Genomic DNA, 23002 nt, shown 5'->3' on the forward strand with positions numbered 1-23002 from the left:
GCTGGCGTACTCGAAGTCGGAAAAGCTCGATTGCATCGGAGGTCTCGCTGTCGATCTGCTGATGCTATTGTCTCAAAGCGCATCCGGTCACAGGACAGGGCGCTCGGAATAAATCAGTGTTTCCCTAGCGGAGGTAGTGCGCCACTGAAGCCATGACCGACCAGGGCCTGTTCTCATTCGCCATGGCGAATGAGAACAGGCCCTAGAACTTTGTTGCAACATTCCGATCGTAAGATTAGGCTGGAAGCACCGCGGGCGGGACGTTTACGGCCGTCGCGGAAACAGAGGAGGGGTCGGTGTCGATTGCTTTCGGCGCCGGAACCGGAGACAGTTCCGCTGGATCACAAGGAAAGTGGCCATGAACGTTCGCAGCGACAAGAAGATCGAGGAAACCGATCAGTACGACGACGCGGTGCTGGAAGCGGGGGGGCTGCCGCCAGTCGAGCTGCCCGCCGCAAAAGACGATTCCGCGGAATTGAGCGACCCCAACCAGACAAAGCTGGAGGCGGACGCGTTTCTCGAGGCTTTCTACCGCAACCAGGAATAGCTGCGATCGGGTTGGGCCTGCAACGCGTCAGTGTCAGCCAAACGGGCTACAGCGCATGCAGCCGGTCTCCGCGTGAAAAGCCGATCAACGGTTCCCTGATGCCGCGGCTCACCGCCAGCACCTTGAACAGCTCACCCATTTCCTGCGGCGTGGTCAGGCGCTGAACGGCCCGTGCAGCGCGAATGTAGTCGGCACTCTCCTTCGGCCCGCGTTGCGCCAGCAAGGAGAGAATGCCGCAGTTGAACAGGAAGCTCGCCTGACTCGTATAACCGAGGACGTCCAGACCGGCATCGAAGGCTGCCTCGGCAACGCTGGTGAAATCCACGAAAGCTGTGATGTCGTTCAATCCCGGCCACAGAAGTGGGTCGCTGTGCGCGCGGTGGCGGTAGTAGCACAACAAGGTGCCGTTCGAGCGAGAAGGCAGGTAATACTCGGCACGCGGATATCCGTAGTCGACCAGAAGCAGGGCGCCCAGATCAAGGCGCGCGGCCCAGTCGGTCACCCACGCGCGTGCCGCGAGGTTGAGCTCGGTCACGTAGGCGCCCTGTTCCGGTACCGGCAACTCCAGGGCTTTCGCCGCAGCCAGAACCGCAGCCTCGGCAGGCTTTTCGCCCCAGCCCAGCGCACCACCGGCACCACGGACAACGCCTCGCTCGAAAATGCCGTCGGGACGCACGACCAGCAAATGCACTGGCATCACGTCCAGCACCTCGTTGGCCACCACAACCCCTGAGAACCGCTCCGGACTGCGCTCCAGCCAGTTCACCCGCGACAGCAGATGCGGCACTGCGTCCGCGAGGGTTTGCTGCTGGCGTGCGCGCAACTCGCCCGACACCTCGAGAATCGCATAGCTTTCCGGCAGCATCCCGCGAGACTCCAGCGCGCGCAGCACATCGGCTGCCAGCACGCCGGTCCCGGCACCTGCCTCGATGATGTGCCCCGCCGACGCCTGCATCACCTGCTCAAGCTGTAAGGCGAGCGCCTGACCGAACAGTGGGGTGAGTTCCGGTGCGGTGATGAAGTCGCCGCCCGGGCCGAACTTTCTCGCGCCGCCGCTGTAATAACCGAGGCCGGGCACATAGAGCGCAAGCTCCATGTAGCGCGCGAAGCTGAGCCACCCTCCGTTGTCTTCGATGCGTTGCAGCACCAGTTGCTCGAGGCCTCGACTTTGTTCGAGCGCATCCGGCGATGGTTCGGGTAGTTTCATGCGCAGCGGCACCAAGCTTAAAACCCGCTATTCTACTTCCAACACTCAACGGCACCCGGACGATGCCACCAGGAGACCCTGTATGACTCACGCCCCGGTAATCCTAGTCACCGGCGCCGCGCGCCGGGTGGGCGCAGCCATCGCCCGAACGCTGCATGACAGCGGCGCGACCATCGCGCTCCACTATCGCAGCTCGGCAACCGAAGCCGAAGTGCTGGCCGCCCAACTGAACCAGATACGTCCGGGCTCGGCATCGCTGATCAAGGGAGATTTGTCGAAGGATGGCGTACCCGAGCGGGTTGCACACAGCGTGCTCGCCGAGCATGGCGGCGTGGATGGACTGGTCAACAACGCGTCGTCGTTCTTTCCGACCCCGATCGGCGAGATTGACGACAGCGCCTGGAACGAGCTCATGGGTTCGAACCTGCGCGGACCGCTCTTCCTCAGCCAGGCGCTCGCCCCGCAACTCAGGAAGCGCAGCGGTGCGATCGTGAATATCGTCGATATTCACGCCGAACGCCCGTTGCGCAGCTACCCGCTCTATTCGGTGGCCAAGGCCGGCCTGCTCGGCCTGACCCGCGCACTGGCGCTCGAGCTCGCACCCGAGGTGCGCGTCAACGGGGTCTCGCCAGGCGCTATCGAGTGGCCAGAAGACGGCCAGTTTCCACCGGACGAGCGGGAGGCGATCATCCGGCACACACTGTTGCAGCGGGTCGGCAGCCCCGCCGATATCGCCGGCGCGGTGCGTTTTCTGATGCTCGAGGCGCCTTATGTGACCGGCCAGATTCTCGCGGTGGACGGCGGGCGTAGCGCGCACCTGTAGAACGGCGGCAAATCACGCCGAAACCTTTCGTGATGCATCACGCAGAGTGCCGCATCCGCTCACCGGTATAATGATAGGTTTGCGATCATGAATCGCCTTCGCGCGACGAACCAGGACGCCCCCGTGACTCAGCCAGCCAGCGACAAGGCGGTGGAAAGCCGCTTCTCGAACACTTTCTTGCGCCTGAAGAAGAAGATAGAGCGCAGCATGGGTGAGGCAATCGCCGACTACGAGATGATAGGCGATGGCGACGTCGTCATGGTCTGCGTTTCCGGCGGCAAGGATTCCTACACTCTGCTGTCCGGACTGCTCGCGCTGCGCGAACGCGCGCCGGTGGACTTCCGTATCGTCGCGATGAATCTTGACCAGCGCCAACCGGGTTTTCCTGCGGATGTGCTGCCGGCCTGGTTCGAATCGATTGGCGTCGAGTACCGCATCGTCACCGAAGACACCTACTCGATCGTCAAGGACAAGATTCCCGAAGGCAAGACCACCTGCTCGCTGTGCTCCCGCCTTCGCCGCGGCATCATCTACCGCACCGCACGCGAGCTGGGCGCGACCCGCATCGCGCTTGGCCACCATCGCGACGACATCCTGGAAACACTCTTCCTGAACATGTTCTTCGGTGGACGCCTGAAGGCCATGCCGCCGAAACTGGTCAGCGACGACGGCAACCACGTGGTGATTCGCCCCCTTGCCTACTGCCAGGAGGCGGACATCGCGCGTTTCGCGCGTGCGATGGACTTTCCCATCATCCCCTGCAACCTGTGCGGATCGCAGGAGAATGCCCAGCGCAAGCAGATCAAGGGCATGCTCCAGGAGTGGGCACGTCTCTATCCTGGCCGGATCGAATCGATCTTCACCTCGCTCGGGAACGTCGTACCCTCGCATCTTGCCGACCACCGCTTGTTCGATTTTCGTTCGCTGGCAAGCGGCAGCCAAGTCGAAGAGGGCGACACCGTGTTCGACCGTCCGGCGATCTATCGCGCCTCAGACGATGTCGTGAAACCGGGCGTCATTCACATTTCACCCCTCGTAAGCTAACGCTTCCCCTACGTTTGGCGCTATTATCCGCTCATCATCGGACCAGCGGACCGGCCCGAAAGCCTCAAACCCCATCGCAAACATGGCCGATCGAAAAAATCTCTGTGCCCTCGTCGTCGATGTCGTCGGCGGTCCTGCCACGGACGCAACCGCTACGGGCACACTGGAATTCCGTCATGCGATCGATCGCTGCCTGAGACGCATCGATCTCGCCATCGACGCGAACCACGGCGTCTCACTCGGTCGCAGCGACCATGGCATCAGCGCGAACTTCGAGCGCTGCGATGGCGCAATTCTCGCAGCCTGCGAAATGCTGGAGCGCACCCGCAACCTGCCTCCGCTGCGCGGAAAGCGCTTTTCGATTCGGGCCGGCATCCACTACGGCATGGAAGGAGAAGGCCTGCAGCCTGGCGAGGCACATGAAGTTGCACGCCAACTGGCGACTGCCGCTCGGGGCGGCGAAGCCTTGGCCACCGATGCGGTCGTGATGCAGCTTTCCGCCGCTACCCGTCATTTCGCCAAGCCCGAGAGCACCGAACAACGCGAATTGCCCGCGCTCGACTGGCCGATCTACAGCGTCGCGCGCCAGCCCGACTCGGTGGTTTCAGTACCACCGGCGACACGGCTTCAGCAACGACTCCGGATCAGACATCAGGGCGAGGTCATTCTTGTCGACGACGCCCGACCGATCGTCCTGTTCGGGCGCGAATTCGGCAACGACGTGGTGATCATGGACCCGCGCGCATCCCGCCAGCATGCGCGCATCGAGCGCCGGCGCGGCGGTTTCGTGCTGATCGACTACAGTACCAACGGCACCTTCCTCGTCGAACAAGAAAGTGTCGAGCGGACCATCAAGGGCAGTGAGACCCTGCTCCTTGGCCCCGGCAGGATTGGATGCGGATTCTCCACCAGCGAGATCGAGCGGGATCTCGTTTTCTTCGAAATCGTCTGAGATCCGGGGCGCTCGCACGCCCCCTGCGCTCGCCTTCACCCGTCAGTTCATGCCCATCAAAGCCGTCGAACTGGCGCATGTGGGTCAAGCCTTGCTCTCAGCCTCCTGCGAGAGGACTCATGGACATACAGCGCTTCGGCACCACTTCGCGTTACTCGGATATCGTCGTCCATAACCGTACCGCCTGGATCGTCGAGGTTCCCTCTTCGACCGACGCCGATATCGCAACCCAGACCCGCGAAGTGCTCGGCAGCCTCGAACGCCTGCTCGATCAGGCGGGCAGTGGAAAGGATCGTATCCTGATGGCGACGGTCTACCTCACCGATCTCGCCGACTACGACGGTATGAACGCGGTATGGGACGCTTGGGTCCCGCCCGGGAGCGCGCCCTCGCGCGCCTGCGTTCAGGTGCTCGCGCTCGCCCAACCAGGCTGGCGGGTCGAAATCGCGCTGGTGGCAGCAACCGGCGACTGACCCGCCCTGTCACACCATCCGGGGCGTGGAGAGCGAGCGGCTCAAACTGCTGCGGGGCGGGAATCTTTCTCCGCCTGCGACTGTCATCTACCTCTGAAAACACTCATAAATCAATACCCTACAGAACGCATGGGCTTTTCGGGCGTTCTTTTTGCATCGCACTAAGCTACAATCGATGACTCCCCTGCAGCCGATAAGATCGTACCGCTCATGACTCAGCGCCTGCGCGAAATTCCCTATAACTACACCTCCTTCTCGGATCGCGAGATCGTGATCCGCCTGCTTGGCATGGAGGCGTGGCAAACCCTCGAGTCCCTGCGCAACGAACGGGTGACCGGACGCTCTGCGCGCATGCTTTACGAAGTGCTCGGCGACATCTGGGTCGTGCAGCGCAACCCTTACCTGCAAGACGACCTGCTTGAAAACGCCGGACGTCGCCGCGCACTGGTCGAAGCCCTGCTCCATCGCATCAACGAAGTCGAGCAACGCCGACTCGACAGCGCCGAGGAAGATGCCGAGCGTGCGGGCAAGGTCGCCCGACTGGTGAGCGCCGCCCGTGTCAGCGTCGGCGAGTTTCAGCGCTTCTTCGACGAAACCGCGGCCCTGCGCAAGCGCACCCTCAAGACGCTGGCACGCCATACGCGCCGCGACAACATCTGCTTCGACGGTCATGCGCGGGTGTCGCATGTGACCGACGCGACCGACTGGCGTGTCGAATACCCCTTCGTTGTGCTCTACCCGGACACCGAGGAAGAACTCGGCCCGCTGGTACGCGACTGCATCGAACTCGGGCTGACCATCATTCCGCGTGGCGGCGGCACCGGTTATACCGGGGGCGCCATACCGCTGGACGCCAGATCCGTAGTCATCAACACCGAGAAGCTGATCACAATGGGGGCGGTCGAAGAAACGGTTCTGCCCGGCCTCACCGAACCGGTGGCGACGATCCGCACCGGCGCAGGCGTGGTCACCGCCCGTGTGTCCGAAGCCGCGTCGGCTTCCGGGCGTGTGTTCGCAGTCGACCCGACCTCGGCCGAGGCGTCGTGCATCGGCGGCAACATTGCGATGAACGCCGGCGGCAAGAAGGCGGTGCTGTGGGGCACCGCGCTCGACAACCTCGCCTGGTGGAAGATGGTCATGCCCGACGGCAACTGGCTTGAAGTCGAGCGCATCCACCACAACATGGGCAAGATCCACGAGCAGGAGACGGTCGAGTTCCGGCTCAAGCGTTTCGACGCCACCGGCAAAAAGCAACTCGGCGAGGAAATCCTGACGATGCCCGGCGCGGCCTGCCGCAAGATCGGCCTGGGCAAGGACGTCACCGACAAGTTTCTCGGCGGGCTGCCCGGCGTGCAGAAGGAAGGGACCGACGGCATCATCGTCGCGGCGCGCTGGGTGCTGCACAAGATGCCACCGGTCACCCGCACCGTATGCCTCGAGTTTTTCGGCCAGGTCCGTGAGGCAGTGCCGGCGATCGTCGAGATCACCGACTACTTCAAGCCGGGCGGCGCCGGGCATGCCGCCGGGGTGCTGCTCGCAGGTCTCGAACATCTGGACGAGCGCTATGTGAATGCGGTCGGCTACACCACCAAGGCCAAGCGGCATGGCCGGCCCAAGATGGTCTTGATCGGGGACATCGTCGGCCATGACGAGAACGCGGTGATGACTGCCGCCTCCGACGTGGTACGCATGACCAACGTGCGCGGCTCGGAAGGCTTCATCGCCGCCAGCCCCGAGCAACGCAAGCGCTTCTGGCTCGACCGCTCGCGCACTGCAGCGATTTCACGCCACACCAACGCATTCAAGATCAACGAGGACGTGGTCATCCCGCTGCCCCGGATGGGCGAGTACTGCGACGGCATCGAGCGCATCAACATCGAACTGTCGACCCGCAACAAACTCGCGCTGTGCGATGCGCTCGCCGAGTTCCTGCAGGGCGAACTGCCGCTCGACATGGGCGACGCCGGTATCGCCAAGGACGTCCTCATCGGCGACCGTCGACAGTCCGCACTCGACTACATCGAAGCGGTTCGCCGCCGCTGGCAATGGCTGCTCGACCATCTCGACGCCCCGCTGGCGGAGGCCGAGGCACTCTTCGAGGAGTACGGCGTGCAGGCTGGCGAGCTGACCAACCGCGCCGCCGACCCGAAACTGTTTCACCGCCTGCAGGACTACTCGGTGCGGATCTCCTGGAAGGCCGAGCTGCGCCCGCGCCTGGAGAAAATTTTCGACGGCGTGGTCTTCGCACCGGTGCTCGAGCGTATCCGCCAAGTCCACAAGGAGGTCCTGCGCGGCCGGGTGTTCGTTGCGCTGCACATGCACGCCGGCGACGGCAATGTGCACACCAACATCCCGGTGAACTCCGACAACTACGAGATGCTGCAGACCGCCAACCAGGCAGTGGACCGCATCATGGCGCTCGCGCGCTCACTCGACGGCGTGATTTCAGGCGAGCACGGCATCGGCATCACCAAGCTCGACTACCTCACCGACGAGGAGATGGCCGGCTTCTGGGCCTACAAGCAGAAGGTGGACCCGGAGGGCCGCTTCAACCGTGGCAAGCTGATGCGCGACGGTGCCGGGCGCAACCGAGGCAACCTCGACAACGCCTACACCCCCAGCTTCAACTTGATGGGACACGAATCGCTGATCATGGAGCAGACCGAGATCGGCGACATCGCACACGACATCAAGGACTGCCTGCGCTGCGGCAAATGCAAGCCGGTGTGCTCGACCCACGTTCCGCGCGCCAACCTGCTCTACAGCCCGCGCAACAAGATCCTCAGCACCTCGCTGCTGATCGAAGCGATGCTCTACGAGGAGCAGACCCGACGCGGTGTATCACTCGCGCACTGGGCTGAGTTCGAGGATGTGGCCGATCACTGCACCGTATGCCACAAGTGCGAGAAGCCCTGTCCGGTGGACATCGACTTTGGCGATGTCTCGATCAAGATGCGCAACCTGCTGCGCAAGCAGGGCAAGAAGTCTTTCAACCCCGGCAAGGCCGCAGCCATGGCCTTCCTGACGATCAAGGATCCGGCGACCATCAAGCTCGTACGCAAGGGCATGATCGAGTGGGGTTACAAGGCGCAGCGTCTGGGTTACCGCGTCGGCAGATCGCTCGGCCTGATCCAGGACCAGACCAAGACACCGCCGGCGACGCTCGGCAAGGCGCCGATCAAGGCCCAGGTGATCCACTTCATCAACAAGCCGATGCCTGGGGGCCTGCCCAAGCGCACCAGCCGGGCACTGCTCGACATCGAGGACGACAAGGTCATCCCGGTGATCCGCAATCCGCAAATCAAGCGGGACGAAACCGAGTCGGTGTTCTACTTCCCCGGCTGCGGTTCGGAGCGCCTGTTCAGCCAGGTGGGGCTTGCCACCCAGGCCATGCTCTACCATGTCGGCGCCACGACCGTGCTGCCTCCGGGCTACCTGTGCTGCGGCTATCCCCAGACCGCCGCCGGAGAAGAGGACAAGGGTCAGAAGATCATTACCGACAACCGGGTACTCTTCCACCGCGTCGCCAACACGCTCAACTACCTCGACATCAAGACCGTCGTCGTGTCCTGCGGCACCTGCATGGATCAGCTCGAGAAGTACCAGTTCGAGAAGATCTTCCCTGGTTGCCGCCTGATCGACATTCACGAGTTTCTGATGGAGAAAGGCGTCAGACTCGACGGAGTCGAGGGCGTGCGCTACATGTACCACGAGCCTTGCCACACACCGATGAAGCAATACCAGGGCATCGAGGTGGCGAATACGCTGATGGGCACCCGGGTCGACCTCAACGACCGCTGCTGCGGCGAATCCGGCACCCTGGCGGTGAGCCGCCCCGACATCTCCACCCAGGTGCGCTTCCGCAAGCAGGAAGAGATCGAGAAAGGCGCGGCCAAACTGCGTGAAGACGCACCCGCCGCAGCGGTCAAGGTGCTGACCTCCTGCCCGAGCTGTCTGCAGGGCCTGTCACGCTATACCGACGACGGCAACGTAGAGGCGGATTACATCGTCGTGGAAATCGCCAAGCACGTGCTCGGCGACAACTGGATGCCGGAGTACGTGCAGCGCGCAAACGCCGGCGGCATCGAGCGCGTGCTGCTGTAAGGTACGGGCGCAGCGCGCAGGTCGGGATACCGGCCGCGCGCTGCCCGTCACGACATCCTGCGCTGGATCTCCGTAAGCGCGTCGGCCGCACGCATGCGAAGACGGTGATCGACGAGGTGACTGACCTCCGTATCGCCCGGGTTGATCTCGACCGTGGGCACTCCGGCCTCGTTGGCCCACCACACCGGGCCGGCAATGTAGGGGAATACGCTGGTGGTGCCGATCGACACCACGAGATCGACTCCGTTCGACAGCACTGCCTCGAGGCGGGCGATCTCCCGCTCGGGCAGCATTTCACCAAACAAGACGACGTCCGGACGCATCATCGCGCCACACACCGGACATTCCGGCGGGATGCGCATACCGGAGAAATCCGGCACCCTGCGCGAATGCGGGCACTCCGTGCAGCGCAGACGATGGATCGTGCCATGGATCTCGATCAGGTTGCGGCTGCCGGCGTCTGCATGCAGTCCGTCAACGTTCTGGGTCAGCACGCAAACACCGGGTTTGGCGATTTCCATGTCGGCGATCGCACGATGCGCTGCATTCGGACGAGCCCCCCGACAGGCGGCCTCGATCTGTGCAATGTAGCGCCACGAAACATTCGGGCGACTGCTCATCATCGCCCCGGACAAGGCTTCCTCGATCGTCAGCCCGTCATCGGTCAAACGTTCATGGTACAGCCCGCCGATTCCACGATAAGTCGGCAGACCTGAGTCTGCGGAAATCCCGGCACCGGTGATGAACAGAATCCGAGCCGACCGGCCGAAGAGCCGCGCCACGTCGTCGAGCGCCTCGTTGTTCATGCGGCCTCCACCTCGACCAGACAATCGTAGAATACCGGCCCGCCCCCCATGTCGGTGAGCTCCGACGAGGTCACTGCGTTGGCATTCTCGCCATCGCCGGACAACTTGCGCCACCAGATCGACGGGCTGGCGACGACACCGGCACGCACCCGGTCGGTCACCCGGGCGCTGGCATGAAACGCACCCCGGTTGTTGAATATGCGCAAACGCATGCCATCGACGATGCCGCGCCGGGACGCATCCTCAGGGTGGATATCAAGCTTCGGCCCCCCTTCGCTTTCGAGGAATCTCGGCATGTTGGCGAAACTGGAGTTGAGAAAGTTGCGCGCCGGTGTGGATAGAAAGGCCAGCGGATAACGTTGCGCGAGCGTCGGATTGCTGACCGGTGATTCCAACGGCGGCACCCAGGCCGGCAAGGGGTCCAGGCCGCTCTCGGCGAGCCGTGCACTGTAGAACTCGCATTTGCCGGACGGAGTCGGAAAACCCCCACGGGCAAACGGTGCGAACGGACGCGGAAGATTGAGCCGCGCCCAGCCCTGCGCTGCCAGCGCAGGCGCTGCACCGAGAGCTCGGTTATCGCGGAGGTCGAGAGCCTGCGCCGCGATCTCGTCGTCGGATTCGCGCAATGCCGGTTCGTCAAAGCCGAGCCGGCTCGCAAGCCTGCGAAACACCTCGGTATTGGGCAAAGCCTCTGCCTGAGGCGGAATCGCTTGCTGGTTGTCGACCAGATAGTGATGGCCGTACGCCTTGTGAAGGTCGCGATGCTCGAACTGGCTGGTCGCCGGCAGCAGGATGTCGGCGTAATCGGCGGTGTCGGTCTGGAAGAGATCGTGCACCACACAGAACAGGTCTTCGCGCAGAAAGCCCGCGCGAACCCGCGTCCCGTCCGGTGCGATCGCAACCGGGTTGGAGTTATAGACATGGATCGCGCGAATCGGCGGATCCGCCTCGGTACGCAAGGCTTCGCCGATTCGGGACATGTTAATGCGCCGCGGCGGAAAGCGGGCGACGTCCGGATACAGGTCCGGGCGTTCGAGCGCGTGCCGGTCGATCGGAAAGTTGCCCGACGTCGACAGCAGCGCGCCACCCGAAGCATGCCGCCAGGCACCGGTCAGCGCCGGCAGGCAGGCAATGTTGCGCACCGCCATACCACCGCCCCGGCAACGGTTGAGCCCGTAGTTCAAACGGATCACCGACTGAGGCTCGCGCCCATACTCGCGCGCCAGCGCGCGGATTGTCTGTGCAGGCAGCCCGGTCAGACCCGCGGCCCACTCTGGGGTGCGGCCGAGCACACGCTCCGCAAGGGCTTCGAAACCGAGCGTATGCTCGGCGATGTAGTCGTGGTCCAACAGGTCCTCGGCGATGAGCACCTGCATCATCGCGAGCGCCAGCGCGCCATCGGTGCCAGGCCAGGGCGCCAGATGCAGATCGCTCTTCGCTGCAGTGTCGGTGCGAATCGGATCGATGCAGACAAGCCGAGCGCCCTTGCGCTTCGCAGCCTGCATATGGCGCCAACCATGGAGGTTGGAGACGACCGGATTGGCACCCCAGATCAGGATCAGGCGTGCGTCGCTGATCGCCTCGGGGTCGGTGCCTATCCCGTCGCCAATGGTAGCCTGCCAGCCGGCGTAGCCCGCTGCCGCACAAATCGTGCGCTCAAGCACGGAGGCGCCGAGACGATGGAAGAAGCGCATATCCATGCTGCCTCCCTGCACCAGGCCCAAAGTGCCGCCGTAGCTGTAAGGCAGGATTGCACGAGGATCCTCGGCGGCGATCGTGCGATAGCGTTCGGCAATGATGTCGAGCGCATCATCCCAGGAAATCCGCTCGAATCGCCCCTCGCCCTTGGCGCCGACACGGCGCATCGGGTATTGCAGTCGCTGCGGCGAATAGACCCGCTCGAGATAGTGCGAAACCTTGGTGCACAAGGCGCCATTGGTGAAGGGATGATCGGGTGCGCCCCGCAGCTTCACCGCGCGCTCGCCGACCACCGTGACCTCCATCGCGCAGGTGTCGGGGCAGTCATGGGGGCAGGCCGCGCGCACGGTACGCGGGCCGCTGCCATCGAAGAGCCCGGAATCCGTCATGGGAAAGACCGTTTCAGCGTCGGCGCTCCTCGCCGGCGGCGATCAGCTCCGCATACCGCCGGCGGTCCGCCGCAAAACGTTCGCGAATCGACTGTTTCTCGGCTTCCTTGGAATCGCGTACGCTGCGGTATGCGGCAAGCTCGGTATCGATGAGTCGCAGCCCGGTCGAAATCTCCCTGGGCATGTCGCGACCAACATAGAACTCGGACTCCTGCTCCAGCCTTTCGCGCTGCACAGCGAGTTCCTGCTCCCGCTCCTCGATCACCAACATCTCGCGGTCGACTTCGGCCAGCGCCCTCGCCTCAAGGTAATCGATATCGTCCAGGCTCTGATAGGTCTCGAGCAAGGCCTGATCCTGCCTGCGCTGAATCGCGAGACGGGCTTCTTCCTCCCGCCTGCGTTGTTCTTCCGCGTCTCTCTTGGCGATCTCCTCGGCGGTCAATGGTGCTGCCACATGGCGGCGGACCGTGCCCTGCGGCGAGATCTCGCGATAAGCCTTGCCAAAGCAGGCGGCAGGCAACACGTCTCCGCATATTGGACGACCGCGATCGTCGTCGCAGCAATAGATCGTTTTCTGCGCCATCGCGGCAGAACTCACGATGGCCAGCAGGAGCGCGACAATGCTATGCAGCGGAAGTCCCATAAGTATCCCTGTATGCCTTGACCGCATCGAGGTTGGCGGCCAGTTCCGGGCTGTCGGCGAGGTAGGCGATCAGATCCTCCAGCGTCGCGACCGCCACCACGGGGATGCCGAACGTTTCGCGCACCTCCTGAACCGCTGACTGACTGCCCTTGCCACGCTCCATACGGTCAAGCGCGATGACCACCCCTGCCGGCTCGGCGCCGGCTGCCCTGATGATTTCGACCGACTCACGGACCGAGGTTCCCGCCGAAATCACGTCATCGAGGATGAGAACGCGCCCACGCAAGGGGGCGCCGATCAAGGTGCCCCCCTCGCCATGATCCTTGGCCTCCTTGCGGTTGAACGCGAACGGCAGGCTGATGCCCTCTTCGGCAAAACGGATCGCGACGCCCGCCACCAGCGGGATACCCTTGTACGCAGGGCCGAACAACATGTCGCAGGCGACGCCGGAAGACTGGATCGCCCGTGCATAGAATCCGCACAGAGCCCGAAAGGATGCGCCGTCGTCGAACAGCCCGGCATTGAAGAAGTACGGTGAGTTTCGACCCGCCTTGGTGAGGAAGGAACCGAAACGCAACACGCCCTTGTCGCAGGCGAGCTCGATGAATTCGCGGCTAAAATCCATGTTCTGCTTTCTTGGGAAAACGAATCTCGATGTTACGCGTCATCACCGCCAACCTCAATGGCATCCGCTCAGCCCAGCGCAAGGGTTTCTTCGAATGGCTGCCGAAGCAGGCCGCAGATTTCGTCTGCCTTCAGGAACTCAAAGCCCAGACCGTCGACATGAGCACCGAGATGCTCAACCCGCCAGGCTATTTCGGCTACTTCCACTACGCCGAGAAGAAAGGGTACAGCGGCGTCGGCATCTACGCGCGCAGGCAGCCAGAGCGAGTCGTCGAGGGGCTGGGCGTACCCGAGTTCGACGCCGAGGGGCGATACATCGAGTTGGTCTATGACCGGCTCTCTGTGATCTCGGTTTATCTGCCATCGGGCTCGAGTGGCGATATTCGCCAGGAAGCCAAATACCGATTCATGGACCATTTCTTCGGCCATCTCCGCGACCTGGTCAACAGCGGACGCGAGGTCGTGCTGTGCGGCGACTGGAACATCGCCCACAAGGAAATCGACCTCAAGAACTGGAAGAGCAACCAGAAGAACTCGGGATTTCTGCCCGAGGAGCGCGCCTGGCTCAGCCGCGTGATCGACGAGCTGGGCTGGGTCGATGTCTACCGGCGGCTACATCCGGAGGCAACCGACGAAGCCTACACCTGGTGGTCGAATCGTGGGCAGGCCTGGGCCAAGAACGTGGGCTGGCGGCTCGACTACCAGATCGCCACACCGACTCTCGCCGCGACTGCAGCGCACGCGTCAGTCTACAAGGACGAACGTTTCAGCGACCATGCACCGCTGACGATCGATTACCAGTACGCCTGACCCGGGAATCCGATCGGCCTGCTTCCTCCACTCCAGTCGCCGCGACCCCGGGCGGACACAGTCGCCGCCCGCATGCATGCATTTTGCGAGTATTCGCTCAAGCCGCCGGCTGTCCGGTCGAAATAGCTCTCAATCCTTTCAAAAACCCCTCGGGGCCTTGGTCGGACCGCCGACGGACGTTGCCACAAGCGCGTCCGTGCGCGCGGTTGCCCCGCGTTTCTGCGCGCACGAAGCAGCATGCAGGAGAACGGCCGATCCACGGAGTCATTGCATCATGCTCGAAACCCTGAAGTTGAAAACCAAGATCATCCTGATGGTGCTCGCTGCATTCGTCGGCCTCGTCGTCGTGATCGTACTGAACGCGGCCTCTATGCGAGGCGACCTGATGGACGCACGCAAGCTCCAGATCCAGTCCCTGGTCGAGGCCTCAGTACGCGTTGCCGAGGCCTACCACGCCCGCGCGACAGCCGGCGAACTCTCCGAACGGGAAGCGCAGGAGCTCGCCATGCGGGCAATGGGAGACATCCGCTACGGCGGCGCCGACGGGCGGGCGGAGTATATGTACATCTGGTCAACGACCGGTGTGTCGGTGATGCACCCGATCCGTCCGGAATGGGCCGGGCGTGACATGAGTGGCGAAGTCCGTGACGGCCACGGGCGCTATACCATCCGCGACATGCTCGCAATGGCCAACTCGCAGGGAGCGGGTTTCGTCGACACATCCTTTCCGAGACCGGGCGCAACCGAACCCGTGGACAAACTGCAGTACGTCGCCACCTTTCGCCCCTGGAGCTGGGTGATCGGCACCGGCGTCTATACCGACGACGTCGGTGCAGCCTTCGTTTCCCGACTGATCAAGGATCTTGCCATCAGCAGCGTGATCATGCTGATCATCATCGGTCTGGGCGTCGTCATGGCGCGCTCGGTATTGCGCCAGATCGGCGGCGAGCCCGCAGATGCGCTGCTCATCATGGACCGCGCGGCAGCGGGCGATCTGACTGTGGACGTCCGCTCCGCGGCGCCAGGCAGCCTGCTCCACGGCCTGTCGCGAATGCTGGGTTCGCTCCGTCAGACCATCGGAGAAATCGCGTCCGGCACCCAGACACTCAAGGACACTGCCGAGAACATATCGGATGCGTCAACCCAGGTGGCACAAGCCGCCAACCGGCAGGCCGACTCCACTTCGTCGATGGCGGCCGCCATCGAGCAGATGACCGTGTCCGTCAATCACATCTCGGACTCAGCCTCGGACACCGAGGAGAGTTCTGCCGCCGCGGCGAAAATGGCCGACAGTGGCGAGCGGCAGGTCGGTACCGCCGCCGAAGAAATGCAGCACATGGCTGAGACGGTCTCGGCCGCGGCCGACAGGATCCGGTCGCTAGAGGCGAGGACCAACGAGATTTCCACGATCGCCGGCGTCATCCGAGAGATCGCCGCCCAGACCAATCTGCTCGCCCTGAACGCGGCAATTGAGGCGGCGCGTGCCGGAGAGCAGGGACGAGGCTTCGCGGTCGTCGCCGATGAAGTACGCAAGCTCGCGGAACGGACCTCGCTCGCCACTGAGGAAATCGGCTCGATGATCGAAGCGATCCAGAGTGACACATCCAGTGCGGTGGGCACCATGGACCAGGCGCTGCCGCAGGTTCAGAGGGGAGTCGGTCTCGCCCGCGAGGCAGCGCAAACCCTGAGGAATATCCGGGATGGCGCGAACAACACCCTGCCCGGATTCGCGATGTCGCGATGGCCACCCGCGAGCAGAGCGCTGCAAGCACAGCGATTGCGCAGCAGGTTGAGACCATTGCCCAGATGGTCGAGGAAACCAGCGCGGCCATGCAACAGACCGCCAGCTCCGCCCAGAGTCTGGAGCGTCTCGCCCAGGATCTCGGGCAGTCCGCGGCGCGCTTCCGCTACTGACCAGACACCTGTCGAGCCCGGTGGCCAGCGTCGCCGGGCGACTTCCACGCATGTACTATCCTGTCGGCTTGCAGGCTGCACGCGTCAGAGTTTTACATGCTGCGCACGGACCTGCAGAGCGGTGAACGCATGCCTCCAACGAGGTCAATGAACAGGTGGAAGAGATGAACAACAAGTATCGAGTCGCCGTCATCCCTGGCGATGGTATCGGCAAGGAAGTCATGCCAGAAGGCCTGCGTGTGCTCGAAAAGGCGGCACAACGCTTTGACATCGCGCTCGAGCTGACCCATATCGATTGGGCGAGCTGCGACTACTACCTTCAACACGGCGACATGATGCCGCCGGACTGGAAGGCTCAACTCGGCGAGATGGACGCGCTGTTGTTCGGCGCGGTCGGCTGGCCGGAGACCGTGCCGGACAACGTCTCACTGTGGGGCAGTCTGCTGAAGTTTCGCCGGGAGTTCGACCAGTATGTGAACCTGCGTCCGGTCAGATTGTTCGATGGCGTGCCCTGCCCGCTCGCGGGACGCAAGCCGGGCGACATCGACTTCCTCATCGTGCGCGAAAACACTGAAGGCGAATACACGAACCTGGGCGGCGTGATGTTCGCCGGCACCGAGCGCGAGATCGTCATTCAGGAATCGGTGTTCAGCCGCCATGGCGCCGATCGTGTGCTGAAGTTCGCGTTCGACATGGCAAGCAGCCGCGATCGACGCCACCTGACTGTCGCAACCAAGAGCAACGGCATCGCAATCAGCATGCCGTGGTGGGATGCGCGCGCCGACGAGATCGGCAGATCCTACCCTGACGTCACGATCGACAAGCAGCACATCGACATTCTCGCCGCACGATTCGTACTGCAGCCGCAGCGATTCGATGTAGTCGTCGCCAGCAACCTGTTCGGCGACATCCTCTCCGACCTCGGTCCCGCGTGCACCGGCACGATCGGACTCGCACCGTCGGCCAACCTGAACCCGGACCGCAGTGCTCCCTCGCTCTTCGAGCCGGTGCATGGATCCGCGCCGGATATCTACGGCCGCAATATCGCCAATCCGATCGCGATGATCTGGTCGGCCGCGCTGATGCTTGATTTTCTCTCCGGCGGAGAAGGATCCGGGCGGGCAGCCCACGACGCCATACTCGCCGCGATCGAGCACGTGCTTCGCGAAGGACCGCGCACCCCGGATCTTGGTGGTTCAGCGAGCACCACCGAAGTCGGCTTGGCCATCGCGAACCTCATCTGACCGGCGCGACGACAGGCTCAGCTGCGCCTGCCGAGTTCGTCCAGCAATTCGAGCAGATGGCGGGTGGTTTCCTCGCGCACGGCGACAAGGTCCGCCAGCGCAGAGCCATCCGCCTTCCCGCTGCGGGCTGACTCCATGACCTTCCCGACCGCCTCGATGAGTCGAAGGTAGGCCGCTTCGACCTTGCCGAAGCGGGCTTCCATGCTATAGCGCTCACGGACCAGCTCCAGCCAGCGCCCAAGGCGACACCCTACGGGATCCAGAACGGGAGGATCTTCGCGCTGATCGCTCGCGAAGCGCTCAACTTCGAGCAAGCTTGCCCGGGTTTCGACGCAGGCATAGACCGCTGGCAGCAGTTCCCTGCGGATGCGCCGCTGACCAAGCCACGACAGCGGCGGCTCCCATTGCTCGATCCATTGCAACAGGTCCTCCCCGGGCATGGGCTTGGCAATCACGTAACCCTGTGCGAGTTCGCAGCCAAGGAGCAACAGCAGGATGCCCTGCTCGAGGGTTTCTACCCCTTCCGCGACGATCTCGAGTCGAAACGCGTTGCCAAGCCCGATGACGCCTTCGAGAATCGCGAGGTCATCCGGGTCGTCGAGCATGCCCGCGACGAAACTTCGATCGATCTTGAGCATGTGCGCGGGCAGACGCCTGAGATAGGTGAGCGATGAATATCCGGTGCCAAAGTCGTCGAGGGCGATTCGCACCCCCAGCTCAGCGCAGGTCTCGAAAGCCCCCATCACCTGTGCGACGTCATCCAGCGCACTGGTTTCTAGCACTTCGAGCTCGAGCCGCCCTGCAGGCAGGTCTGCATGCGCAGCAAGCCGCTCGCGCAGGCGGGCGGGGAAGTCCGTCTGCTGCAGATGATGAGCTGAGACATTCACGCTGACCGACAGCTCGAGTCCCTGCCGCGCCCACTCCGCCATCTGCGCGCAGGCTTCGTCCAGCACCCATTCGCCCAGCGCAACCCCAAGCGGCTCACGTTCGAGTTCCGGCAGGAAGGCGCCGGGCGCAAGCAAGCCCTGATCGGGATGTTGCCAGCGCAGCAAGGCTTCGGCGCCGATCACCTCGCCGCTACGCAGATTCACCTTCGGTTGGTAGTACAGCACGAACTCACCACGCTCCAAGGCCTGCTCCAGGCGCTTGAGACTCTCGTTCCTGCCACGTACGTTGCGATCGCGTTCCGCATCGAAGAAATGGTACCGGCTCTTGCCCGCGAGTTTGGCCTGATACATGGCCTGATCTGCCTGGCGCAACAGCTGATCCGCATCGACATCTTCATCCTGAGGATAGAAGGTCACGCCGACACTGCCGGTCACGCGGAAGGAGGCCCCCCGAATTGCCACCGGTTTGGCGACCGCGTCAAGCAGCCTCATGACCAACGGCACACTCGATTGCTCTTCCTGGAGATCGGTCAGCACGGCGACGAATTCATCACCCCCCAGCCTCGCGATCGTATCGCCGTCACGCAATGTTCCCTTGATCTGGGCAGCGACCACGGTCAGCAGTTGATCGCCGACGCCATGACCATGGCTATCGTTGATCTCCTTGAAACCGTCCAGGTCGAGATAGGCGACGACGAGGCGCCCGCCACGGCGCTGGACATGCGCCATCGCCAACTTCATCCGGTCGGCAAGCAGCACGCGATTCGGCAAACCGGTAAGCGCGTCATAATGGGCCAGAAACTCCAGCTGGCGCTTGTGCTCGCGCTGCTCGGTAACATCTATGAAGCTGCCCACCACGCGAACCGGAACCGCTTGCGCGTCCCGTTCGGCCACGCGCCCCCGATCCTGCACCCAGATTGCGGAGCCATCCTTGCGCAGCATCCGGTGCTCGGAGTGATAGCGCTCGGCTCGCCCGGACGCCAACGCCTCAAGTCGTCCGACCACGCGGTCGCGATCGTGCGGGTGGATCAGCGAAAAGAACGAGCTGATATCCTCGCCAACCTCACCCTCTTCGTAGCCGAGGGACAGGTACCACTGCCGGTTGTGAGCCATGGTCCCGGTCGGCAGATGCCAGTCCCAAACCCCTTCACGGGTCACTTCCAGCACGGTCTGCAATCGCCGCTCGCTGTCAATGACTCTTTGTTGAGCAACCTGGAGATCGGTAATGTCCTGCTCAAGGATCAGGATCCGGCGCCTGCCATCGCTGTCCTCGAAGGGTTTCTTCAGCGCACGGACATGGCGCGAAGGTCCGCCTGACGGGTCAAGCAGTTCCTGATAGACGACCTCGGATCTGCCCTCGGCAATGACTGCACGAACATCGCGTCGCACTGCGTCTGCAATCGCCGGTGCCACGCCGAATGCTTCGTCGTAATACCCGACCGTCTGTTCCGGCGATACGCGCAATCGTTGCGCGAACGCCTGATTGCATAGGAGGAAGGCGCCACTCTCATCCCTGAGCTGCAGGGGATCGGGAATTTCGTCGATCACCGTGCGCAGCAGGCTCTCGCTCTCCCTCAGTGCGCCCTGTGTGTGGAGAATATTGGTGACATCACGAGCGACGCCGAACAAACCGACGATCTCGCCGTACTGGTCCCGGATGGGGTACGCACGATTGTCGGCCCAACGCTCCCTCCCCTGGGGGTCGACGAAGGGCTGCAATGCTCTCGCGACCGGTTCTCCTGCGAAGACCTTCTTCTCAAGTTCGTAATAAAGGTCTGCATGCTCCTCGGGAAAGAGCTCGTAATCGGTCGTACCGACGATGCGGTTCCAGTCACTCTCGCGGCCGGTGACTTGCGCGAGACTACGGCTGCACGCGGTCAGCACATAGTGTCGGTTCTTGAAATAAACGTAATCGTCGCAATTCTCGAGCAGCGACCACATTTCGGGACTGATGGCTGGCTGCCCTCGAACGCTGCTGAGCTGTCTTGCGTCAACCAATTTGAGCGCCACCGCCCCCGGTGCCAGAGGGTCCGGCCTGAATGTGCCGCAAACGCAACGTATCGCACCCTCTGCATCACGCAAACGCAAGTGAATGCTGCCTGTGGCATCACCGCCAAGGCGCAGGAGCTCGTCCCGGTCGTCCGGATGAATCAGGTCCGCAAGACTGAGGCCGCCCCCCTCTTTCGCCACGACGAGCGACAGGCCGAACGCCGCCTCGGCGCCACTGGCGGCAAGAATACGAAGGCCGTTGCTCGGCATCACGAGCAACTCTGCCCAGGCTACACCTCGATCCTCGATTCGACCGGTATCCATCTTCGCGCGTCTCGTCTGCCGGTCACGCCGGCGCTCACGGCGCCTCGCGGACGGATTTCGCGCGCGGCGCCTACTATGCTAGACGCAAAGAATATCTCATCGTCTTGGCGACGAGTGCGAACTGATTCCTGCTTCCGTTCCGAAAATCCGGTCTCCGGCATCGCCAAGACCCGGAACGATGAAGCCGTGCGCGTCCAGGTGGTCATCGATGCTCGCAGCGTAAATCTTGACCTCGGGATGGTCAGCCTCCAGGCGCCGCATGCCCTCGGGCGCGGCAACCAGCACCAGCGCGCGGATGTCGGTGCAGCCTCGGCGCTTGAGCATCGAGATCGCGGTCGACAGCGAACCACCGGTTGCGAGCATCGGATCCACGACGATCGCCATGCGCTCGTCGACCCGGTCGACGAACTTCTCCAGATAGATATGCGGTTCGAGCGTGGTCTCGTCGCGCGCAAGTCCCACCATGCTGACTTTGGCGTCCGGCACGATGTCGAGCACCCCGTCGAGCATGCCCAGTCCGGCGCGCAGTATCGGCACGACGGTGAGCTTCTTGCCGGCAATACGCTCGGTGTTCACAGTGCCGGCCCATCCCTCGACGCCGGTCGGTTCCAGCGGCAGGTCGCGTGTCGCTTCGACCGCGAGCAGGCGCGAGATCTCCCGCGTGAGCGCGCGGAACCGCATGGTGCTGATGCTCTTGTCGCGCATCAGCCCGATCTTGTGTTTCACCAACGGATGACGGACTTCACGAATCGGCATGGTGCGTCCTTTCGGCGTGAAAACATGCGCTGCCATTCTAGCCCGCATTCGCGAGATCCTGACCGCAGCGAAGCGAGTCCGGTAAAATCCGAGCCATTCAAACTCCGGAGTCCGAGACAATGTCAGTCGATCTGCAGGAAATCATCCGCGCCCGTGAAGAGGCCGACTGCCTTGTCGACGCTGCCGAGGTCGAGACAGCGCTCGACCGCATGGCGGCCGAGATCACCGCCGAGCTTGGCGACAGCAATCCGCTGGTCTATGCCGTGATGAACGGCGCGTTGATTCTGGCCGGGCGCATTCTGCCGCGACTGCCCTTTGCGCTCGAAGTCGCCTATCTGCACGCCACGCGCTACGGCCACCAGATCCAGGGCACTCTGCTCGACTGGCGTGTACGTCCGACGCAGGACTTGCGCGGTCGCACGGTGCTGGTGCTCGACGACATCCTCGACGAGGGTCACACACTGCACGCGATCATCGAACACCTGAAGGAGGAAGGGGCAGCCCGGGTCTACTCGGCGGTCCTCACCCACAAGCTTCACGACCGCAAGGCCTACGCAGGCATGCGGGCCGACTTCACCGGACTGGACGTCGCCGACCGCTTCCTGTTCGGTTGCGGCATGGACTACAAGGGTTACTGGCGCAACGCGCCGGGAATCTACGCGGTGAAGGGACTCTGAGGACTGCGGACATGATCATCACATTCAAGTCAGCCGCCGCCGGCGATGTCATCATGATGGGCGATCAGGCCGAGCGCCTGCTCGGCATCATCGGCAAGGAGCCGAAAGCCACCCAGGGCATCGTCACCGCGGAACAGCTATCGGAGGCGATCGACCGGTTGATGGCAGCCATCGCTGAAGACAAGGCGCGCCAGGCCGAAGCCGAAGCGAACGCCGACCCGGATCAGGAAGAGAAGGACAAGGAGGAGGGCCGGGTCGGCATGGCGGCGCCGGTCGGGTTGGCACAGCGCGCCTGGCCGCTACTCGACATGCTGCAGTGCTCGCTCAAGGAGCGAGTGCCGGTAGTGTGGGGCGTATAGCCCGCACTTCTCACGCCGCCACGGCTGCGGGTGCGTAGCGAGAACTGACTGTCCAACTGCTGATGTCAGACTGCGTCCGGCTGGCTTTCCGGTGCCGCGCGCCGGAAAGCCTCGAGCGCCTCGCAAGCCTCGACGACATGGTGGATGCGCTCAAGGTGTGACACGCTGCAGTCAAAGCGGCGGGCATTGTAGAGTTGTGGCACGAGGCACACATCCGCCAGCGTGGGCGTGTCACCAAAGCAGAAACGACCTTGGCCACGATGGGCTGCGAGCAGCGCTTCGACGGTTTCCAGGCCGGTCTCCACCCAGTGGCGATACCACGCGTTCTTCTTCTCCTCGTCGACACCGAACTCCCGGGTCAGGTACTGCAGCACGCGAAGATTGTTGATCGGGTGGATATCGCAGGCGATCGTGAGGGCCAGTTCGCGGATGCGTGCGCGCTGCAACGCATCGCCCGGCAGCAGCGCCGGCTCCGGATGCCGCTCATCCAGATACTCGATGATCGCCAGCGACTGGGTGATCACCGCGCCCTCGTCATCGAGGGCCGGCACCAGCCCGGCCGGGTTCACTGAGCGGTACTCGGGCAGGTGTTGCTCCCCGCCGCTGCGCACCAGATGCACCGGCAGCGCATTCCAGGCCAGGCCCTTGAGGTTCAGCGCAATTCGCACCCGGTAGGCTGCCGAGCTTCTGAAGTAAGTGTAGAGCTTCACGGTTTGCCTCCGTTCGATGATG

19 protein-coding genes are annotated in these 23002 nt (G+C 63.3%); 11 read left to right on the forward strand and 8 right to left on the reverse strand.

Annotation, left to right across the window (positions count from 1 at the left end; translation table 11 throughout):
* Positions 1–358: 358 nt before the first annotated feature.
* The gene (locus GPA21_RS05390) at positions 359–547 is read left to right on the forward strand and encodes a hypothetical protein (protein ID WP_168987190.1); all 189 of its coding nucleotides are present in this window, start codon (positions 359–361) and stop codon (positions 545–547) included.
* Between the two features lie 46 nt (positions 548–593).
* Here the strand turns inward: GPA21_RS05390 and GPA21_RS05395 are convergent, their stop codons facing one another.
* Positions 594–1754 (reverse strand): class I SAM-dependent methyltransferase, encoded by a 1161-nt coding sequence (locus GPA21_RS05395; protein WP_168987191.1) that lies wholly within the window; start codon positions 1752–1754, stop codon positions 594–596.
* Positions 1755–1836: 82 nt separating this feature from the next.
* On the opposite strand from GPA21_RS05395, the gene GPA21_RS05400 reads away from it, so the two are divergent.
* The 5 genes from GPA21_RS05400 to GPA21_RS05420 all read left to right on the forward strand — a co-directional run bounded on the left by GPA21_RS05400 (position 1837) and on the right by GPA21_RS05420 (position 9150).
* Positions 1837–2577: a pteridine reductase gene (locus GPA21_RS05400; protein ID WP_168987192.1), complete on the forward strand. Its 741-nt coding sequence runs from the start codon at positions 1837–1839 to the stop codon at positions 2575–2577.
* 87 nt (positions 2578–2664) lie between these two features.
* A complete protein-coding gene (gene ttcA / locus GPA21_RS05405; RefSeq protein WP_168987193.1) occupies positions 2665–3621 on the forward strand; it encodes a tRNA 2-thiocytidine(32) synthetase TtcA in 957 nt (318 codons plus the stop codon).
* Between the two features lie 82 nt (positions 3622–3703).
* On the forward strand, positions 3704–4573 hold the full coding sequence (locus tag GPA21_RS05410) for an FHA domain-containing protein (protein ID WP_168987194.1): 870 nt from the start codon (positions 3704–3706) through the stop codon (positions 4571–4573).
* 119 nt (positions 4574–4692) lie between these two features.
* Entirely contained in the window at positions 4693–5046 is a 354-nt protein-coding gene (locus GPA21_RS05415; RefSeq protein ID WP_168987195.1) for a RidA family protein, read from the forward strand.
* 210 nt (positions 5047–5256) lie between these two features.
* The gene (locus tag GPA21_RS05420) at positions 5257–9150 is read left to right on the forward strand and encodes a DUF3683 domain-containing protein (protein WP_168987196.1); all 3894 of its coding nucleotides are present in this window, start codon (positions 5257–5259) and stop codon (positions 9148–9150) included.
* A gap of 47 nt (positions 9151–9197) precedes the next feature.
* Here GPA21_RS05420 and GPA21_RS05425 read toward each other — a convergent pair whose 3' ends face one another.
* From GPA21_RS05425 to pyrE, 4 genes are read right to left on the reverse strand one after another with little or no spacing between them, the layout of a single operon-like run.
* Positions 9198–9956, reverse strand: coding sequence for an NAD-dependent deacylase (locus tag GPA21_RS05425; protein ID WP_168987197.1), 759 nt, complete (start codon positions 9954–9956; stop codon positions 9198–9200).
* Complete coding sequence (locus GPA21_RS05430; RefSeq protein WP_168987198.1) at positions 9953–12043, reverse strand: molybdopterin-containing oxidoreductase family protein; 2091 nt, start codon at positions 12041–12043, stop codon at positions 9953–9955. Before GPA21_RS05430 ends, GPA21_RS05425 begins: the two co-directional genes overlap by 4 nt.
* A 13-nt stretch (positions 12044–12056) precedes the next feature.
* Positions 12057–12686, reverse strand: a complete 630-nt coding sequence (locus GPA21_RS05435) for a hypothetical protein (protein WP_168987199.1) — start codon at positions 12684–12686, stop codon at positions 12057–12059.
* Positions 12667–13311 (reverse strand): orotate phosphoribosyltransferase, encoded by a 645-nt coding sequence (pyrE, locus tag GPA21_RS05440; RefSeq protein ID WP_168987200.1) that lies wholly within the window; start codon positions 13309–13311, stop codon positions 12667–12669. The genes GPA21_RS05435 and pyrE overlap by 20 nt, the downstream gene beginning before the upstream one ends.
* A gap of 29 nt (positions 13312–13340) precedes the next feature.
* Here pyrE and GPA21_RS05445 point away from each other — a divergent pair, with 29 nt between their 5' ends.
* The 3 genes from GPA21_RS05445 (at position 13341) to GPA21_RS05455 (ending at position 17278) form a co-directional block, all read left to right on the forward strand.
* A complete protein-coding gene (locus tag GPA21_RS05445) occupies positions 13341–14120 on the forward strand; it encodes an exodeoxyribonuclease III (protein WP_168987201.1) in 780 nt (259 codons plus the stop codon).
* Between the two features lie 274 nt (positions 14121–14394).
* Positions 14395–16185, forward strand: a complete 1791-nt coding sequence (locus GPA21_RS05450) for a methyl-accepting chemotaxis protein (protein WP_246261775.1) — start codon at positions 14395–14397, stop codon at positions 16183–16185.
* Positions 16186–16198: 13 nt separating this feature from the next.
* A complete protein-coding gene (locus GPA21_RS05455) occupies positions 16199–17278 on the forward strand; it encodes a tartrate dehydrogenase (protein WP_168987202.1) in 1080 nt (359 codons plus the stop codon).
* Positions 17279–17295: 17 nt separating this feature from the next.
* Here the strand turns inward: GPA21_RS05455 and GPA21_RS05460 are convergent, their stop codons facing one another.
* Both GPA21_RS05460 and upp read right to left on the reverse strand, forming a co-directional pair.
* Complete coding sequence (locus GPA21_RS05460; RefSeq protein ID WP_168987203.1) at positions 17296–20478, reverse strand: sensor domain-containing protein; 3183 nt, start codon at positions 20476–20478, stop codon at positions 17296–17298.
* A 96-nt stretch (positions 20479–20574) separates the two neighbouring features.
* Positions 20575–21234: a uracil phosphoribosyltransferase gene (gene upp / locus GPA21_RS05465; RefSeq protein WP_168987204.1), complete on the reverse strand. Its 660-nt coding sequence runs from the start codon at positions 21232–21234 to the stop codon at positions 20575–20577.
* A gap of 119 nt (positions 21235–21353) precedes the next feature.
* Between upp and GPA21_RS05470 the strand changes: the two genes are divergently transcribed.
* Complete coding sequence (locus tag GPA21_RS05470; RefSeq protein WP_168987205.1) at positions 21354–21911, forward strand: hypoxanthine-guanine phosphoribosyltransferase; 558 nt, start codon at positions 21354–21356, stop codon at positions 21909–21911.
* A gap of 11 nt (positions 21912–21922) precedes the next feature.
* Complete coding sequence (locus GPA21_RS05475; RefSeq protein WP_168987206.1) at positions 21923–22270, forward strand: DUF1840 domain-containing protein; 348 nt, start codon at positions 21923–21925, stop codon at positions 22268–22270.
* Between the two features lie 65 nt (positions 22271–22335).
* Here the strand turns inward: GPA21_RS05475 and maiA are convergent, their stop codons facing one another.
* Positions 22336–22980 carry a maleylacetoacetate isomerase gene (maiA, locus tag GPA21_RS05480; RefSeq protein WP_168987207.1) on the reverse strand — a complete coding sequence of 215 codons (645 nt, stop codon included), beginning with the start codon at positions 22978–22980 and terminating at the stop codon, positions 22336–22338.
* Positions 22981–23002 lie beyond the last annotated feature (22 nt).

Origin of the sequence: Azoarcus taiwanensis, from assembly GCF_012910885.1 — a bacterium.
GTDB classification, from domain to species: Bacteria; Pseudomonadota; Gammaproteobacteria; order Burkholderiales; family Rhodocyclaceae; genus Azoarcus_F; species Azoarcus_F taiwanensis.

Bases quoted from the DNA above. Each gene is read 5' to 3' on its own strand.
- GPA21_RS05400 (WP_168987192.1), top strand. From the start codon at position 1,837: ATGACTCACGCCCCGGTAATCCTAGTCACCGGCGCCGCGCGCCGGGTG.
- GPA21_RS05475 (WP_168987206.1), top strand. From the start codon at position 21,923: ATGATCATCACATTCAAGTCAGCCGCCGCCGGCGATGTCATCATGATG.
- GPA21_RS05430 (WP_168987198.1), bottom strand. From the start codon at position 12,043: ATGACGGATTCCGGGCTCTTCGATGGCAGCGGCCCGCGTACCGTGCGC.
- GPA21_RS05460 (WP_168987203.1), bottom strand. From the start codon at position 20,478: ATGGATACCGGTCGAATCGAGGATCGAGGTGTAGCCTGGGCAGAGTTG.
- GPA21_RS05470 (WP_168987205.1), top strand. From the start codon at position 21,354: ATGTCAGTCGATCTGCAGGAAATCATCCGCGCCCGTGAAGAGGCCGAC.
- GPA21_RS05415 (WP_168987195.1), top strand. From the start codon at position 4,693: ATGGACATACAGCGCTTCGGCACCACTTCGCGTTACTCGGATATCGTC.
- GPA21_RS05410 (WP_168987194.1), top strand. From the start codon at position 3,704: ATGGCCGATCGAAAAAATCTCTGTGCCCTCGTCGTCGATGTCGTCGGC.
- GPA21_RS05450 (WP_246261775.1), top strand. From the start codon at position 14,395: ATGCTCGAAACCCTGAAGTTGAAAACCAAGATCATCCTGATGGTGCTC.
- GPA21_RS05445 (WP_168987201.1), top strand. From the start codon at position 13,341: ATGTTACGCGTCATCACCGCCAACCTCAATGGCATCCGCTCAGCCCAG.
- pyrE (WP_168987200.1), bottom strand. From the start codon at position 13,311: ATGGATTTTAGCCGCGAATTCATCGAGCTCGCCTGCGACAAGGGCGTG.
- GPA21_RS05455 (WP_168987202.1), top strand. From the start codon at position 16,199: ATGAACAACAAGTATCGAGTCGCCGTCATCCCTGGCGATGGTATCGGC.
- ttcA (WP_168987193.1), top strand. From the start codon at position 2,665: ATGAATCGCCTTCGCGCGACGAACCAGGACGCCCCCGTGACTCAGCCA.
- GPA21_RS05420 (WP_168987196.1), top strand. From the start codon at position 5,257: ATGACTCAGCGCCTGCGCGAAATTCCCTATAACTACACCTCCTTCTCG.
- GPA21_RS05390 (WP_168987190.1), top strand. From the start codon at position 359: ATGAACGTTCGCAGCGACAAGAAGATCGAGGAAACCGATCAGTACGAC.
- upp (WP_168987204.1), bottom strand. From the start codon at position 21,234: ATGCCGATTCGTGAAGTCCGTCATCCGTTGGTGAAACACAAGATCGGG.
- GPA21_RS05435 (WP_168987199.1), bottom strand. From the start codon at position 12,686: ATGGGACTTCCGCTGCATAGCATTGTCGCGCTCCTGCTGGCCATCGTG.
- GPA21_RS05425 (WP_168987197.1), bottom strand. From the start codon at position 9,956: ATGAACAACGAGGCGCTCGACGACGTGGCGCGGCTCTTCGGCCGGTCG.
- GPA21_RS05395 (WP_168987191.1), bottom strand. From the start codon at position 1,754: ATGAAACTACCCGAACCATCGCCGGATGCGCTCGAACAAAGTCGAGGC.